At 45.8% G+C, this 15,480-nt stretch carries 12 protein-coding genes; 3 read left to right on the top strand and 9 right to left on the bottom strand.

The genetic code is table 11. The features are described from left to right. Positions 1 to 104: 104 nt before the first annotated feature. From pulA to MKZ16_RS01610, 3 genes are all read right to left on the bottom strand, one after another. Positions 105 to 2,060, bottom strand: coding sequence for a type I pullulanase (gene pulA, locus MKZ16_RS01620; protein ID WP_076107376.1), 1,956 nt, complete (start codon positions 2,058 to 2,060; stop codon positions 105 to 107). 107 nt (positions 2,061 to 2,167) lie between these two features. After that, complete coding sequence (locus MKZ16_RS01615) at positions 2,168 to 2,791, bottom strand: C39 family peptidase (protein WP_076107374.1); 624 nt, start codon at positions 2,789 to 2,791, stop codon at positions 2,168 to 2,170. Beyond that, entirely contained in the window at positions 2,788 to 5,289 is a 2,502-nt protein-coding gene (locus MKZ16_RS01610) for a PAS domain-containing hybrid sensor histidine kinase/response regulator (protein WP_076107372.1), read from the bottom strand. Before MKZ16_RS01610 ends, MKZ16_RS01615 begins: the two co-directional genes overlap by 4 nt. Before the next feature lie 280 nt (positions 5,290 to 5,569). On the opposite strand from MKZ16_RS01610, the gene MKZ16_RS01605 reads away from it, so the two are divergent. Then, positions 5,570 to 6,385 (top strand): hypothetical protein, encoded by an 816-nt coding sequence (locus MKZ16_RS01605; RefSeq protein ID WP_076107370.1) that lies wholly within the window; start codon positions 5,570 to 5,572, stop codon positions 6,383 to 6,385. Here the strand turns inward: MKZ16_RS01605 and MKZ16_RS01600 are convergent. Continuing rightward, on the bottom strand, positions 6,378 to 7,154 hold the full coding sequence (locus tag MKZ16_RS01600) for a YheC/YheD family protein (RefSeq protein ID WP_036687402.1): 777 nt from the start codon (positions 7,152 to 7,154) through the stop codon (positions 6,378 to 6,380). The genes MKZ16_RS01605 and MKZ16_RS01600 overlap by 8 nt on opposite strands. Before the next feature lie 181 nt (positions 7,155 to 7,335). Between MKZ16_RS01600 and MKZ16_RS01595 the strand changes: the two genes are divergently transcribed. Next, on the top strand, positions 7,336 to 8,475 hold the full coding sequence (locus MKZ16_RS01595; protein WP_052096721.1) for a glycosyltransferase family 4 protein: 1,140 nt from the start codon (positions 7,336 to 7,338) through the stop codon (positions 8,473 to 8,475). Positions 8,476 to 8,923: 448 nt separating this feature from the next. Here MKZ16_RS01595 and MKZ16_RS01590 read toward each other — a convergent pair whose 3' ends face one another. Next, positions 8,924 to 10,165, bottom strand: coding sequence for a DUF445 domain-containing protein (locus MKZ16_RS01590; RefSeq protein ID WP_038568289.1), 1,242 nt, complete (start codon positions 10,163 to 10,165; stop codon positions 8,924 to 8,926). Positions 10,166 to 10,470: 305 nt separating this feature from the next. Here MKZ16_RS01590 and MKZ16_RS01585 point away from each other — a divergent pair, with 305 nt between their 5' ends. After that, on the top strand, positions 10,471 to 11,343 hold the full coding sequence (locus tag MKZ16_RS01585; RefSeq protein WP_076107368.1) for a Cof-type HAD-IIB family hydrolase: 873 nt from the start codon (positions 10,471 to 10,473) through the stop codon (positions 11,341 to 11,343). A 472-nt stretch (positions 11,344 to 11,815) separates the two neighbouring features. Here MKZ16_RS01585 and MKZ16_RS01580 read toward each other — a convergent pair whose 3' ends face one another. From MKZ16_RS01580 to MKZ16_RS01565, 4 genes are all read right to left on the bottom strand, one after another. Beyond that, positions 11,816 to 13,195, bottom strand: coding sequence for a sugar phosphate nucleotidyltransferase (locus MKZ16_RS01580; RefSeq protein WP_076107367.1), 1,380 nt, complete (start codon positions 13,193 to 13,195; stop codon positions 11,816 to 11,818). A gap of 2 nt (positions 13,196 to 13,197) precedes the next feature. After that, positions 13,198 to 14,034: a DUF6492 family protein gene (locus MKZ16_RS01575; protein ID WP_076107365.1), complete on the bottom strand. Its 837-nt coding sequence runs from the start codon at positions 14,032 to 14,034 to the stop codon at positions 13,198 to 13,200. Positions 14,035 to 14,304: 270 nt separating this feature from the next. Continuing rightward, positions 14,305 to 14,487 carry a hypothetical protein gene (locus tag MKZ16_RS01570; protein ID WP_143759132.1) on the bottom strand — a complete coding sequence of 61 codons (183 nt, stop codon included), beginning with the start codon at positions 14,485 to 14,487 and terminating at the stop codon, positions 14,305 to 14,307. 531 nt (positions 14,488 to 15,018) lie between these two features. Next, complete coding sequence (locus MKZ16_RS01565) at positions 15,019 to 15,252, bottom strand: hypothetical protein (RefSeq protein ID WP_143759131.1); 234 nt, start codon at positions 15,250 to 15,252, stop codon at positions 15,019 to 15,021. Positions 15,253 to 15,480: the final 228 nt, after the last annotated feature.

The following is a 15,480-nucleotide window of genomic DNA, read 5'->3' as shown; positions in this document are numbered from 1 at the left end:
GCATCCTTTCAAAAGAAAGTTCCGCGCAAAAAAGCACACAGCGCACTGTACTCATTGAGCACAATACTCCGTATGCTTTTGACGAATTATCTATAACAAACCATCTAGTTCACCGTCAGCACTACCATTCCAATCCCACTTACATTTAGCTTATTACCCGTCAGATTCTGCACAAGATCGGCTCCAAAAACCGTTTTCCATGCCCCGAGCTGTGGCAGAACCAAAGTCGTCTGTTCAACATTAGCATTAAAAAGCACATAGATATGCTTCGCCGCATCTCCTCCAGCATGGCCACGCAGCGTATAAGCTACCGAACTTACCGGTGCTTTTTCAAATACTAGATGATTCCGAATGTCATCTGCCGTTCGCATACGGAAAGCCGGATGCGCTTTTCGCAAGGCAATTAGCTGCTTCAGATAAACCACATCGTCTTGATGAGCAGCGCACAGTTCCCAATCCAATTGGTTGATCTTCACCGAGGATTTATAGCTGTTCTCCACCCCGTTTTTCGTGCGCATAAATTCCTGACCCGCATGGACAAAGGGGATTCCCTGACTCATGAACACTATCGCAGAAGCTAATCTATGCATAGATTGGCGCTGTTTGTCCGTCTCCCCTTGTGTGGACAGTAATATTTTATCCCATAACGTATGATTATCATGACATTCCACATAATTGACGGTTTGCTGAGGCTCCACGGCAAATTGTCCAATGCCTGGGGCAAAAGCAATGCCTCCCGCGACTCCTGCCTTTATCGCAAGCTCCAGACCCATCATTCCGCTGATGAAGCCCGGTTGATCATGAAGAAAAATATTCCCTTTAATTGCATCCCGGAAATCATCATTAAAATGTCCGATTCCCGGCAAAAGCGCTGCATTCTTCTGATGGGCAAGCCGCTCCATCGGCAACTCTGTCCCCATCATCCAACCTTCACCAATCGTCATGATGGACGGGTCAATCCCATCCAGACGACGCCGGATTTCCTCCATCGTGTAGAGATCAATCAAGCCCATCAGATCAAAACGAAAACCATCGATATGGTATTCTTTGGCCCAATAAACTACGGATTCCACAATGAAGCTGGACATCATCAATCGTTCCGAAGCCACGTCATTCCCGCAGCCAGAGCCATCCGACAGGCTTCCGTCTTGCTTATAACGCAAATAATAGCCGGGAACCAGCTTGGTAAAATTCACGCGGTAGCCATCGTACACATGGTTGTAAACCACATCCATAATGACGCGGAGGCCCCGATCATGAAGTGCTTGAATCATTGTTTTTAGTTCACGGATACGCACTCCAGGCACATAAGGATCTGTAGCATAGGAACCTTCTGGCACATTATAATTCTTCGGATCATAACCCCAGTTATAATGCGGTTCATCCAGCCTCGTCTCATCTACACTCTCTGTAGAATAATCATAAACAGGCAATAGCTGCACATGGGTTACACCGAGGTTCGCGATATGATCGAGTCCAGTGAGAATACCCTCCGGTCCGCGGGTCCCTTCTTCCGCCAAAGCAAGATATTGTCCTTTATGGGTCATACCACTTGCTGGATGGATAGATAAGTCACGCAAATGAAGCTCATAAATGATGGCATCTACAGGATCATCCAGGGGTGGTTTATCTTCCGTCCACCGCTCAGGATCTGTTTTGCGTAAATCTAAAATAGCTCCCCTATCACCGTTCACTCCTACAGCACGTGCATAAGGATCAACCGCCTCATTCCACTGTTCTCCAAGACGTACTCGGTAGGTATAGAACTTGCCATCTAAATCACCGTCAACTGTAATTCTCCACGTGCCCCGGATATCACGGATCATAGAATACTTACACTCGGCTGCTCCCTGCCATGAATTATAAAGTACCAGCTCCGCTTCTTGAGCGGTGGGCGCCCACAAACAAAAAGCTGAACTACCCGGTGAGTACGTTAGGCCAAGATCGTCCCCATCATAGCTGAATAACTGATCAAACTCCTGAGCAAACACGGAAATCCCTCTAGTAGCCGCAGGGTCCCCATAATAAATGGGTTCCTTCATTTCCCTTTGTACGGACAAAGCACCTATCCCCTTTTCCAGTTATTAACTGGATTATAGTATGATCGTCTAAGTAGTGCAAACGTTTGGACTCAAATTTTTCAAGCTATTTTGTCAGGACAACCCCTCTACCTCAATGCATCTGCAATATCTAACCCGACCATCGTAATAATGCCTTTATTTGCAAAATACGGAATACGCCGTTCTTTACCTAGAGTGACTCTACCATCCTTGTACCGCACACCATTATCGTGAACAATCAGGGTAGGACGCTCTCCGTCATCAAATACCTCATATCCTATACCTAGTACCCAATGGTAATCGTAAGTAAACTTGCCTCTCCACCGCAGACGAAACCACTTATCAAATTTAACAGCCACAGGCCGGCCGGCATCAATTTCTGTTTTATATACTTCAAAATCATTAAACGTAGTAATGAGTAACTTTTGCTGATCCTTAGGTAAAGTCGATGAATGGATATAGTTCTTCAGTTCTTTGGTAAAACAGCGCACACTCATCCCCCAAGGTCTTCCGCCGTGATGGCTGTATATGTAATTAATATGAGCGGCTTTGGAAGGAAAATGACCTTTCCCCCGAATAAAGTCCGCTCCGAAATGGGTGTTCCAATACTCCGTTAACGCTGCCATCGTAGCTGGGCCACACGCAGATGACGGGGATTCGACCCCAACCTCCCACTGTGTATATGGCTCCGCAGGCAGTTTGTTGCTAATCCGAGGCTGTCTATGCTTCATTCAGATAGATCCCCTCTTAAAGGGCTAGACTTAGGAGTAATATGTGGAGTCGCCTCCGGAAGTAAAATCACATTTGTACCGGCATCCAATTCTCCTTCTACAGCTGCTGCCCCTTCCATTGTTGTCTCCCGTTCTTCTGTCTGCACTGTATCTTCCACATCTATCTCAGCTTTACTATCAGGATTGATCTGCAGCGTGAAATAGAAATTAGAGCCCTCTCCTTCACTGCTCTCTACAGCAATGGCTCCGCCCATCAGCTCAACGAGCTTTTTACAAATCGCCAGCCCCAATCCGGTCCCGCCATATTTGCGGTTAAACGAGGAATGCAGCTGATAAAAAGACTGAAACAACCGATGCTGCTTCTCTAGAGGAATGCCGATTCCCGTATCCCTAACATTAAATTTCAAAGTTAATTTCTTTTGATCTGCGGACAGCTTCTGCTCTACGTAAATACTGATACTGCCCCGATCTGTAAACTTGATTGCATTGCTGACCAGATTGACCAATACCTGACGCAACCGCCCGGCATCGCCCATAATCAGTGGCGGCACTCCAGGTGCCATGCTGCATGATAACTGAATATTTTTCTCCAAAGCCTTCGCTGTAAATAGATCGATTACGCTGTCCAATACGGCTTGAAGCTGCACGGGCTCATTTACAATCATCATTTTTCCGGCTTCAATTTTGCTGTAATCCAGTATTTCATTCAAAATAGATAGGAGCGAGCTGCTGCTCTCCTTAATAATGTCAGTATATCCAAGCTGTTCTTCATCAAGCTCCGTCTCCGCCAGGAGATCCGTCATCCCTACAATTCCGTTCATCGGAGTACGGATTTCATGGCTCATAATAGCTAAGAACTCAGACTTAGCCTGGTCTGCTTTTTCCGCAGATTCCTTCGCCCGAATGATTTCCTTCTCATCCGTGATGTCCCGGAACACTACAACAACACCCTTCGGATCCCCCTTATCAAACAGAGGGGTTACCTGATATTCCGCAAGAAAGCTAGAACCGTCCTTACGCCACAAGACCGCATCATTACTCTGATAAGATACACCTGACTTAATAGCCTTCATTAGTGGAGATTCCTGCGGCCGATAATGGCTCCCATCGAGTGCTATCTGCTGAATTTGATCCAAATAAGGATGGCCCATAATTTCATCATGTTCATAGTCCAGCATTTGCAAACCTGCAGGGTTAATGAACGTCACCTTCTCCTCCATGTCGAGTCCAAAGATGCCTTCCGAAACTGCATTTAAAATAAGAGTGTACTCATTGCTAAGCTTCTCAATTTGTTCTGTATAACGGATGCGCTCTGTAATATCACGGGAAATCCCATACACACCTACTACTTGATCATCTACAATAATCGGAATATTGGTAGTATTAATCTCTACAAAGTGTCCGTCTTTATGAATAAGCGTTAGATCATAGCTTTGAGGATAACCCTGGGCGGCTAAGTTAAAATGATACAACGTCTTCTCTATGTCCTTCTCATGGACAATGGGGCCAAAGTACATTCCGATCAGTTCATCCAGCGAATACCCGGTCAACTTCTCCAAATTCGCATTGGCGGTCAAATAATCTCCATGCAAATTCATAGAGTACACGGCAGATGGATTATATTCGAACAAAGATTTATACCGTTGCTCGCTCTCCTTAAGCTTGAACTCGAACTGCTTGCGCTCCGTAATTTCACGTCCAATCGCTATAATCTCCATGACATTCCCCTCATCATCATAGGTATAACGACTGCTCGACTCGAACCAGACATAGGTGCCATTCTTATGGCGGTAGCGGTAAGCTACAGCCGGAATAACGCCAGAGCTGCGGCTCTGCTCCATTAAACCTTGCATCATAACTAGATCATCCGGATGGAGATAATTATAGGCGCTTGTCCCAACCATCTCTTCAGGCTCATAACCAAGCAGGGTACGACTAGCCGAAGAACAATATAAGAAAATACTGTCTTTGACCGCATGACGCGAGATTAAATCCAGTGAATTCTCGGACATTAATCTATAATTGCGTTCACTTTGACGAATTTGTTCTTCCATTTGCTGCTGCTGATCCCGATGATCCACCGTTTCCTGAGCTGCGATCTTTAGTTCCGTAATATCCTCGGCATATACTATAATATATGAAGGGGCTTGTCCTTCTTCTGCTCCTAACCCAGAGAACATGAGAAACAGGCAGACGGGTTGACCTTCTTTGTTTAAAAAACAATGCTCCTTCTTCCAGCTGCCCGCTGGCGATTTCTGAAGCTCATCCATTACCACTCTATAGGAGAGCTCTTTTGAATGTGCCTCTCTATTTTCCGATTCTGTAAAAAGAGCCCCGGCAAGAAACTCGGCTTCCGTAAAGCCAAGTAGATTGCAAAAAGCCGGATTGACTTTTATCCAGTTGAAATTGCCGTTATTCGAAAACAGTACGGCCATTCCTTCTGGAGACCTCATAAATGCATGATCCAGAATTGCGTTAAATTCTACCGAGCTGCCCATTTAAGCCAGACCTCCTTTGTTGCTAGCGCTAAAGCTCTCATACCTTCTTATGTCAGTATACGATAAGAGAACTGGGGAAAGAAATGTCTAGCGCATTATTTTAAATTGGAAATATTTAAATTTAAATTATTGACGCAAGCAAATAAACAACTTATATTTAACAATAAATATATCGTTCGTGACCTATTACGATGGAAGCACCCGTAATAAAGGCTTTTGCCTTTGCTACGGGTGCTTTTTTGTTGTCTTCAGGAATACGGACAAAAGGAGGAGCGAATCAATGAACGCACTAAAGTCATTCCCCTTACTACTACTGGTGATCCTGCTATCGTTAAGCACATCAACAAGAGCTTTTGCTGCAGCAACGACTGAATTAACGCCCTCAATTCAAGCGGCTTTTGATCTAACAGCTGCCACTGCCGAGGCTCCTGCAAGGATGAAGATGACTAATCTGTACAATGAATTATCTACTTTAAAGATGCAATACAATAACCGTGAGGAGCAGATCCGAACCCTTCACTATAACAATGAGCAAACACTGATTGCGGTACGTAAGCAAATTAAAGAGATTGATTTAGAAGCCGTAGCTCAACTGGAGGTCACCGTTAAGAGCTGTAAACAGCACTATCAGCCCTTATTCGACCAATACAATGCGCTTAATAAACGTATCAAGATCGCCAAGGGTCTTAAAAATAAGACTTTGAATACCGTACTACAAGCCCAAGGCGATGCTATGAAGGTCCTGGTTCAGTTGGCTCGCAAAGAGATTAGCGACAAACAGAATCAGTTGAATGCAGCCAAACAGACACGTACCCGAAAGATAACCTATGCCCGCAAAACCTTGTCTGGCATTGATAGCCCACAAGTCTCAATTAAATCTAACAAAAGCGTAGTCACCTCATTGAATAAACGGATTTCCGCAGATTGGAGTGACTTCAAAGCAGCGATTCGCAAGCAAAACCTTACATTAACCACTCAGTCTCTGTTCTCACTCGTCTCGGGTTACCGCCAAATCGCAACGCACAAGCAAAAAATCATAGAATTAGAACAAAAGATTTCTGTTGTCATTGCTAATACGAGGAAACAGATCATTTAGTATTTTTTTTCTTCTCATTCGCTCTGCGGTAAGCCATTACTTTGCGGTACATGCTTTTATCAGAAAGATGTTTAAAAATATATGGGTCCGGACTAGTATTCACTTCAATAATCCAAGGCGTCATGGATCTATCCAATCCTACATCGACACCAATCTGTCTAAACCCAGGATATTTCTTATGGTAGAAACGTCCGGTATCTTCTCCTAGCTTTCTCAGTATCCTAAGCATTTGCGCTTGCTGAGCTTCGTTCAGATAAGGAGACAGAAGCTTTTCCATAGCAGTTAGTTTGCCGCCGCTATGATAGTTGGTAACAATCTTACCTTTCTCAGCTACCCGACCAATCAGACCGGTAGTTTCCCATTTGCCCTGCGGGCTGAGCTGGACCATCACACGGATATCAAAGCGGTGTTTCCCGTGCTTTAGCAATACTATTCCTCTCTGGATCAGGTAACTACGTCCACGCGTCGCTTTCTTTAAGGATAAATGGAAGGCGTCGAAGGTTCTAAAAGTCTTAAGTCTTGTTCCACTTTGGTACTTGTATTCTGTTCCATAAGTCTCTCTACTCTGTTCAACCTTCATCACACCATTGCCATAGGTACCGTATTCTGGTTTGACATAAACCATTCCATATTTCAGCAGCATAGCTTTCAGATTGACTTTACTGAATTTTACTGTTTCGGGAATCAACGGTGAAATTTCAGTGCTTCGCATGAGCACCTTGGTTTTAATCCATTTGCTGGTCAATGCAGACTTTAACTTCTTTCCCAACTGTCCTCTCCCCTGTCCCTCAGAAAATAATCACGGCCTTAGTAAGCCTTAGTATTTTATGCTGCAACTGTACAAATGGCATGAGTGAAACGCCCTCTCCGCTTTCGGATGTATCTACTGTTTACTGTGTTGCATATGGTGGAAGAGGATATCCATTAGCGGATAAAAGGAGGCGTGAACCATGCACATTTGTATCATTGCACCGGAGCAGTTCCCAGTTCCGGGAGACGGTTCAGTAGAAATCTGCATTTGGGCCATTGCCAGAAGGCTCGCGGAGAGACATAAGGTAACCATTGTAAGTCGGAAGTTACCTGGACTACCTGCTGCCACTATATTGGAGCAGGTCAGAATTATCCGGTTGCCCGCAAGCACCCCAGCCCATTATCTTACTTCGGTATTAGAATACATTCAGAAAGAATCCTTTGATATCATTCAGGTTGATAATCGCCCCCATCTTATGTCTGCTGTAAAGAAACAGCTTCCTCATATCCCGGTATTTCTGTTCCTGCACTCTCTTACCTTCACACCGGGTACAGATAAAGTGGCAAATGCCTTGGCAAAAGCAGATCTGATCATTGCCAACAGCCACTCCTTACAGCGAAGATTGGATCGCCGCTTCCCTCAACTGACCACAGGGATTCACATTGTCTTATTGGGAGCCGATCTTGACCGGTTTACCCCTGTGCAGACATCTGAAAAACAACAGCTTCGTAGTTTTTACAGACTTCCGCAGACCTTTACCGTTTTGTTCGTTGGTCGGGTTATACCCCGCAAAGGAGTGCCTATATTAATACGTGCTATGTCGCATTTAAACAAACACCTCCCCGCTCATCTCGTCATCGCAGGCAAGGGCAAACCGTCGTACATACGGCAGTTGAAGCTACTTGCACGGCGGCTGAGAGTGTCAGTTACTTTTCTAGGAAATGTAGCTCATGAGAATATTCACACCCTTTATCAGGCAGCAGACTGCTTTGTATGCCCTTCCCAGAATCATGAATCCTTCGGGCTTGTTAATGTAGAAGCTATGGCCTCCGGTCTACCTGTTATCGCTTCTAATAATGGGGGAATCCGAGAGATTGTCGCCTCTGGCCATAACGGTTATCTGGTAGAACGATATCGCGAGGCTTTACCCTTTGCCCGACATTTGCTGCGGATAGCCCGCAATCCACAATTGGCAGTTACCATCGGATCACAAGGGAGAACAGATGCGCTTGAAGCCTTCAATTGGTTGCGTACAGCGAACCATTTAGAACAGCTGTACCAAGCTTCTACATCACCACAGCAGGGGTACAGAACTCTTGCAGGCGGAATGCAATTGTAGACTCAAGAAAAGTAGGGGGGCCCATAAGCCATCAACTGGCTGCTGGGTTCCCTTCTTTTTGGTGTTTGCTTGAGCTAAACAAACACCAATCTCCGATTGAATTAGGTCATATATGCGTATAAAAGGTAGCTATCGGACACAGCTGACCCCAAACGCAGCTTTATCCCACATTTGCAATGCTAAAGGACCCTATAACCACTATTGGCATGAAAAATGCCCAATATGAACGCATCCATAGGAATAACGTCGGTGGAGTCCGCAAACATGTTCCAAAGGCCAAAAACTAACAAATAACGTCATATGGGTCCGTAAGCCTCAGAGAAGGATTATTACTCCACGATGCAGACAGGCCATAAGCAACAACAAAAAGCAGCGATCCTCCAACACGGGAGAATCGCTGCTCTGCTTTTTTTGTGAATTTTACATTAAATAGGTAATTTCCTTCAATTCAAATCAATTGAATAACTGTAAGCACAAGCCCTACGACAAACCCGCATAAGGCTCCGTTCACACGAATCCATTGCAGATCTTTACCCACTTTATCTTCCAACATATTCACTAGACTAGCGTCATCCATGCTGTCCAGATTCTCTTTTACCAAAAGACCTATTCTGTAGTGGTTAGCCTCTACAAAAGCAATTAATGAAGCGCGAATCCGCTCTTCCCAGCTACTGATCCATTCTTGTTCCTTACCAATACGACGTACAAGCAGGGTATATAACGTGAACAGCTTGCGTCCGCCAGCCGCCCGATCTTCTTCCAGTAGGGAAATTGCTTTGCTGCGAATGTTCTCCAATTGCGTATGCAGAAATGCGGTTGCTGCTTCGCCTTCAAGCTCATTCAGTGCCCATTCTTTTAATGAAGCCAGTCTAGCCTCATCATTAACAATCTGGAACAGGGCCACTCGAATCTCACGGATAATCTCTTCACGGTATGGGCTATCCTCTTCCCGAAAATCGCGGATACCGGACTGCAACATACCTTGCAGCATTTCACCAAGCATATCTGCATCCATAAACCCGACAAAAGCCTGAAAGGCCATGCCTTTAAGTCCGCCAAGCTTCACTTCAGCCAATTTCTCGCTGGCGATCTTGCCAAGCATAGCTTTCGTTTCAGGACGTCCGCTCCAATTAGATACCCCTTCCAGCGCATAGTCCAGAGCAGCTACATCTTTACCGTCATTCATTAACTTAGTAACTATTTTATCGGCCGCAGCGCCAAGCTCAGCTTCACGAACATATTCGGAGGCTGCCTTTTGCAGAAACGGTACTGCCTTCTCTACCGGAAGACGAGACACGAATTCGCCAAGCTGCTCCAATATTTGTACTCTTGCCTTCTTTTTACTAAAAAACTTTGTCAGCAGCTTGGAGCCCATTGATATAAAGCCAAACTTACGCAGCTTGTTCTCAATGCTTTCCTTGTTAAGAAGCTCAGTCTCCATCGCGGTGATTAGTGATTGGATGATCTTATCGCGATTCTTGAGCAGTAGTGAGGTATGTGGAATACGTAATCCCATCGGATGGCGGAACAACGCCGTTACCGCGAACCAGTCGGCAATCCCCCCCACCAAACCAGCCTCGAAACCACCTCTCAGTAGAATCACGGCTAGGTTTTCAGGTAGAAACAGTGTAATCAGAAACCCACATGCCATAAAGGCGAGTGACATGGTGGCTAAGTTTTTGGATCTCATAAATAGTCCCCTTTACATAAGCAGCTGCCGATGTCCTTACGCAGGAAAAATACCGTCGGTCACATTCCTCGAACATAAGCTGACGATAGATTCGGCTAGTCGGTTAGTTTGACAACTATTGTACCACGCCTGAACTATTTTCTAAAAATATACTGTAAAAACCTTTTATCTCCTGTTGGACGTTCATTATTGTACAGTTGCATGAAAATGGTTTTTGGTTTTCAGAATATTAATGATAAGATACAAGTAACGTTTCAATACCCCTTAAAAAGTACCACTTTACCTGGAAAAGGAGCTCATACAATATGCTGATTGCTTTAGATATGGATGGAACATTACTGAACGAAGAAGGAAACATCAGTCCAAAAAACCGCGAAGCTATTATAAAAGCTCAGAAACTAGGTCACATTGTTATCATTGCTACAGGGCGCTCTTTTATGGATGCAGAACGTCAGCTTCGGCTAGCGGATCTGGAATGTCCTGTAGTCAGTCTAAATGGCGCAGTCGTCACATTATCTGATCGCACCCTCGCGGCAAGCACGCCGCTGAATAAAGCGGACATCATTCCCGCTCTACGCTGGATGAACGAAATTCCGGACTTGTATTACGAGGTATACACTGAGGATAACGTTTATGTAGAGCTGAACAAACGTGTACGGTTAGAGAAATTATCTGCACTAAGCGATGATGAAGTTCCTGAAGAAGTCAGCTGGCTGCTAAAAGCAATGATCGATCAACAGTTTCAACAAGCAGCGGTAACCTATGTGGAGAGTATGGAAGAGGTGTGGAGCAAGGAGGAAAATGTTATTTATAAAACATTGGCTTTTTCTCTAAACCGAGAGCTGCTCAAGGAAGCCTCCACCCGCTTCGCGGCTATTCCGGGCTTAATTATCACCGCCTCCCATGTGAATAATATCGAGATTAACCATGAAGAGGCCAACAAAGGCTCCGGTGTAACCATGCTTGCTGACCATTATGGTATATCGCTAGCGGATGTAGCTGTCATGGGCGACAGTTATAACGATCAGCCGATGTTCGAGAAGGCCGGCTACCGGATTGCTATGGCTAACGCAGCGCCAATTCTTAAGGAAATGGCGGAATTCATCACCACCAGCAATGAGGAAGACGGAGTCGCGGCAGGAATTGAGCATCTTTTGAATAGAAATTCTAAAGAGTAATTCCTGTATAAAGCAGTGAATGCACAAATAGCATCGTGGGCAGTTCTGCTCACGGTGCTATTTGTGGGTTTATTTTTGTTAGGCAGGGATCTCTCATTTACACTTTAGGTTTAGCTCGTGGCGTGCCTATAGCTTACTTGTGGCTTACCTATAGCTTACTTATCGCTTTCCTGTAGCTTACTGTGGCTTGCCTATTGCATCCCCGTCCCTCTCAAGAATTAGTTGTACTTCGTACAGTTAAATGCTCTCTTTTAAGAGCTAATTCGGATTTAATTGCACTCTGTACACTTATATTCAGCAAATCTATTCAGAACGCAAAAATTCGCTATTTTTAACTGTACAAACTACATCTATATCGCAAGGCATTCGCTACTCCACGAAATAGTTGCACTGGATACATCTATTTCACTTCAGCCGCGCAATCTATCCATATCTATAACAGCCTCCGGGTTAAAGCGAACTACCTTTCCATTCATCCCAAATCATCAAGGAAGCTGTCCTCCCCCTCCCATTCGGCAGACACTCGTACATAGTCATCCACCTCAGGAAATTCCAACAGTTCAATGATAATCAATTCGAGCGCTGTAATTGCCCGCAGCCCATGCTTCGTACCAGCAGGAACCGTGACCGTGTCCCCGGCGGCAACCGTATGAAGTTGACCATTCATCCGGTATTCTCCATTTCCAGAAAGAAAAGACCAAACTTCTTTAGTATGTTGATGAAAATGGTAGCTGGTGTGCTCACCTGCCAAAATGGTTATTTTGGAGGTCGTAACCTCAATACCTGCTGCCGTGCGAGAGAAGTCCAAAATGCGTGAGGTGCCCCAGCGTTTTTCTTCAATCATCGGCTTCGCCGCATGGCCCTCCAGCTTCTGCTTAATTCGTTTTGCCTGCTCTATCCCAGCTACCAATATACCATCTGGCCCTGCCGCCACGATTAAACCAGGAGCGCCGATGATATGCACAGGACAAGAGAGTTCGTTGATCAAATGGGTACCTTTTGAATCCTCTGAGATACTCCCCTCGCCAATCACCGTTCCTTGCAAATGGGGAACAAGCGCATCCCAGCTGCCAATATCCGCCCATACCCCAATATAGGGGATCACTACCGCACGCCGTGTGTGTTCCAGCACCTCATAGTCAAAGCTTCGTTCTGGCAATTGATCATAATGCCCCAAAAACTCCATGTAATCTACTGGAAGATTCCGTTCCTTCATACTTGAGAGCAAATATCCTAATGAGCAGGAAAACACGCCGCAATTCCACAGTCCTCCCTGAGAAATGAACTCGGCGGCTGTCGATTCGTTCGGTTTCTCTGCAAACTGTTTAACATTTAAAAAAGAAGTCCCTCCTACCCCTGACCCTTCACCAGGCAGAATATAACCGAACTGTGTAGAAGGAAATTCAGGTAAAACACCAATCAAAGCAATATCTGCTTGTGATTCGGCAAGTACACTTGGAAATTGATGAAGCTGTTTAAAAAAAGAAGCCTCCACATACGAATCCACCGGAATGACCACTACGATCTCTTTTGAGTCCATCCCCTTCACAGAATGCAGATAACTCGCCGCCAGAGCTACTGCAGTAAAAGTCCCCCGTTTCTGCGGCTCCGCTAATAAAGGGACTTGAGCACCAACGGATTTGCGAGTAATCTCCACCTGACTGCGATGAGTCACAATGCAGCTTGAATCCAACAAGCCTACTTCTTCCAGCCCTCTGCATACCCGCTCGATCATCGACTCCACACCGCCAGCTTCTGTTGGAAGCAGCCTTAAAAAAGCTTTTGACCTGATCTCATTTGATAGCGGCCACAACCGCTTCCCCGATCCCCCTGAAAGGAGTACGATCTGCAATCCTATCGCCCCCCTGCGCTGGATTTAGCCCCTGGTGTTCTCACATACCCCTTTCGTTTATGAAAAGACAATGATCTATACTTCTCAGCCAGCTGATTCACTCTCTGCTTGGATAGCTGTCCTGCATTCATATGGAGACCTTTATTACGCGCTTTTTGAATCTTCATTCCCTCGCGATTCTTCGAATACAGGTAATTGGCATAGGTTTCGAATTCGGAAAAGGCAAATTGCTTGGAACGGTTCATACTGTGTAAAATAGCTCGATACCAAGGCATTTGGTGTTTTGCTTCTATCTCTCTTTTCATTTGAGTCAATTGACTGCGTTCAAACAGCATATAATGGGTCACAAATGACGATTTTGCGGTCACCTTGCGGCCCATGAGTTTCCTATAGGTTACAAAATACTGTGGTTGGCTCCAGTTCCGGCTGTAAAAGAGTGTCTTGCCGTCCGCCCGAAAACGGTGGGGGGTGATCAGAACGGTATCGGCATCAATAACCAGAAAATAATCCGCCGTGCAGAGCTTGTCGCCATTCAGTTTCAGCAGCTGTTGGAATAGCCAGCCGGAACGTTCCCAGGTGCGTGAGCGGTAATGAATATCTTTTTTCGTAATCGGCAGCACCGTATTCTCATCAATAAAGGTACAGCCTTTTGTGCGACAGAACTCAATCATCCGTTTCTTTTTGGGAGCAACAATTAATATCCGGCCGATGGGATGCTTAACCTGCTTTCTAACAGCGTCAATCACATGGGGAAGGGTCTGTAAATCTTTTTCAATCGCGGGAATCAGTACGTCTATAGTAACGGCATGTCTGATGCGGACCTTACTGGGCGAGGGCATAGGGTCATCTCCATATCATGTTTTTGCTTTAGGATATGAGCATGATAGGAAAAGGGAATGGGCATCACAGAATTGTTCAGGAGAGTGGCAAATGTGCGCTGGACAAGTCTGCGATGCGCGGGGCGGAAATTTTTATATTATAAAAATAGAAACAGACCTGCACCCAGCGCCCTTTAGTAGGGCGAATATGCCTCACATTCCGCCGACACTGCCACATTCCAGCTAATCTACGGGATTTATACCGTACATTCCGCCCACGCAGCCACAATCCTACCTATCTACGGGATTTATACCGCACATTCCGTCTACGCAGCCACTTTCCAGCCAATCTGCGGGATTTATACCGTACATTCCGCCCACGCAGCCACATTCCAGCCTATCTAAGGGATTTATACCGTACATTTCACCCGCGCAGCCACTTTCCAGCCAATCTGCGGGATTTATACCGTACATTCCGCCCACGCAGCCACATTCCAGCTAATCTACGGGATTTATACCGTACATTCCGTCCACGTAACCACATTCCTGCCTATCTGCGGGATTTATACCGTACATTCCGCCCACGTAGCCACGATCCAGCTAATCTGCGGGATTTATACCGCACATTCCGTCTACGCAGCCACATTCCAACTAATCTACGGGATTTATACCGCACATTCCGTCTACGCAGCCACATTCCAACTAATCTACGGGATTTTTACCGTACATTTCACCCACGCAGCCACAATCCAGCCTATCTAAGGGATTTATACCGTACATTCCACCCGCGCAACCGCATTCCAGCCTATCTACGGGATTTATACCGTACATTTCACCCGCGCAGCCACGATCCAGCTAATCTGCGGGATTTATGCCTCACATTCCGCCGACACTGCCACTTTCCACCCAATCTACGGGATTTTTACTGTACATTTCGCCCACGCAGCCACAATTCAGCCTATCTAAGGGATTTATACCGCACATTCCGCCCACGCAGCCACAATCCTACCTATCTACGGGATTTATACCGCACATTCCGTCCGCGCAGCCACATTCCAGCCAATCTGCGGGATTTATACCGTACATTCCGCCCACGTAGCCACATTCCTGCCTATCTGCGGGATTTATACCGTACATTCCGCCCACGCAGCCACATTCCTGCCAATCTACGGGATTTATACCGTACATTCCGCCCACGTAGCCACATTCCTGCCTATCTGCGGGATTTATACCGTACATTCCGCCGACACTGCCACATTCCAGCTAATCTACGGGATTTATACCGTACATTCCGTCCGCGCAGCCACATTCCAGCTAATCTGCGGGATTTATACTGTACATTCCGCCCACGCAGCCACAATCCTACCTATCTACGGGATTTATACCGCACATTCCGTCCACGCAGCCACATTCCAGCCTATCTACGGGATTTATACCGTACATTCCGCCCACGCAGCCACGATCCAG

Origin of the sequence: Paenibacillus sp. FSL R5-0928 (assembly GCF_037970385.1) — a bacterium.
Classification (GTDB): domain Bacteria; phylum Bacillota; class Bacilli; order Paenibacillales; family Paenibacillaceae; genus Paenibacillus_AQ; species Paenibacillus_AQ odorifer.
Note: the sequence above shows the minus strand (reverse complement) of the source record. Positions and strands in the feature narration are given on the sequence as shown.

What these genes read in the sequence shown, in the direction of transcription:
- MKZ16_RS01595 (WP_052096721.1), top strand. Translation starts at nt 7,336, where the DNA reads ATGCACATTTGTATCATTGCACCGGAGCAGTTCCCAGTTCCGGGAGAC.
- MKZ16_RS01585 (WP_076107368.1), top strand. Translation starts at nt 10,471, where the DNA reads ATGCTGATTGCTTTAGATATGGATGGAACATTACTGAACGAAGAAGGA.
- MKZ16_RS01615 (WP_076107374.1), bottom strand. Translation starts at nt 2,791, where the DNA reads ATGAAGCATAGACAGCCTCGGATTAGCAACAAACTGCCTGCGGAGCCA.
- MKZ16_RS01610 (WP_076107372.1), bottom strand. Translation starts at nt 5,289, where the DNA reads ATGGGCAGCTCGGTAGAATTTAACGCAATTCTGGATCATGCATTTATG.
- MKZ16_RS01590 (WP_038568289.1), bottom strand. Translation starts at nt 10,165, where the DNA reads ATGAGATCCAAAAACTTAGCCACCATGTCACTCGCCTTTATGGCATGT.
- MKZ16_RS01575 (WP_076107365.1), bottom strand. Translation starts at nt 14,034, where the DNA reads ATGCCCTCGCCCAGTAAGGTCCGCATCAGACATGCCGTTACTATAGAC.
- MKZ16_RS01565 (WP_143759131.1), bottom strand. Translation starts at nt 15,252, where the DNA reads ATGTACGGTATAAATCCCGCAGATAGGCAGGAATGTGGCTACGTGGGC.
- MKZ16_RS01570 (WP_143759132.1), bottom strand. Translation starts at nt 14,487, where the DNA reads ATGTACGGTATAAATCCCGCAGATTGGCTGGAAAGTGGCTGCGCGGGT.
- MKZ16_RS01605 (WP_076107370.1), top strand. Translation starts at nt 5,570, where the DNA reads ATGAACGCACTAAAGTCATTCCCCTTACTACTACTGGTGATCCTGCTA.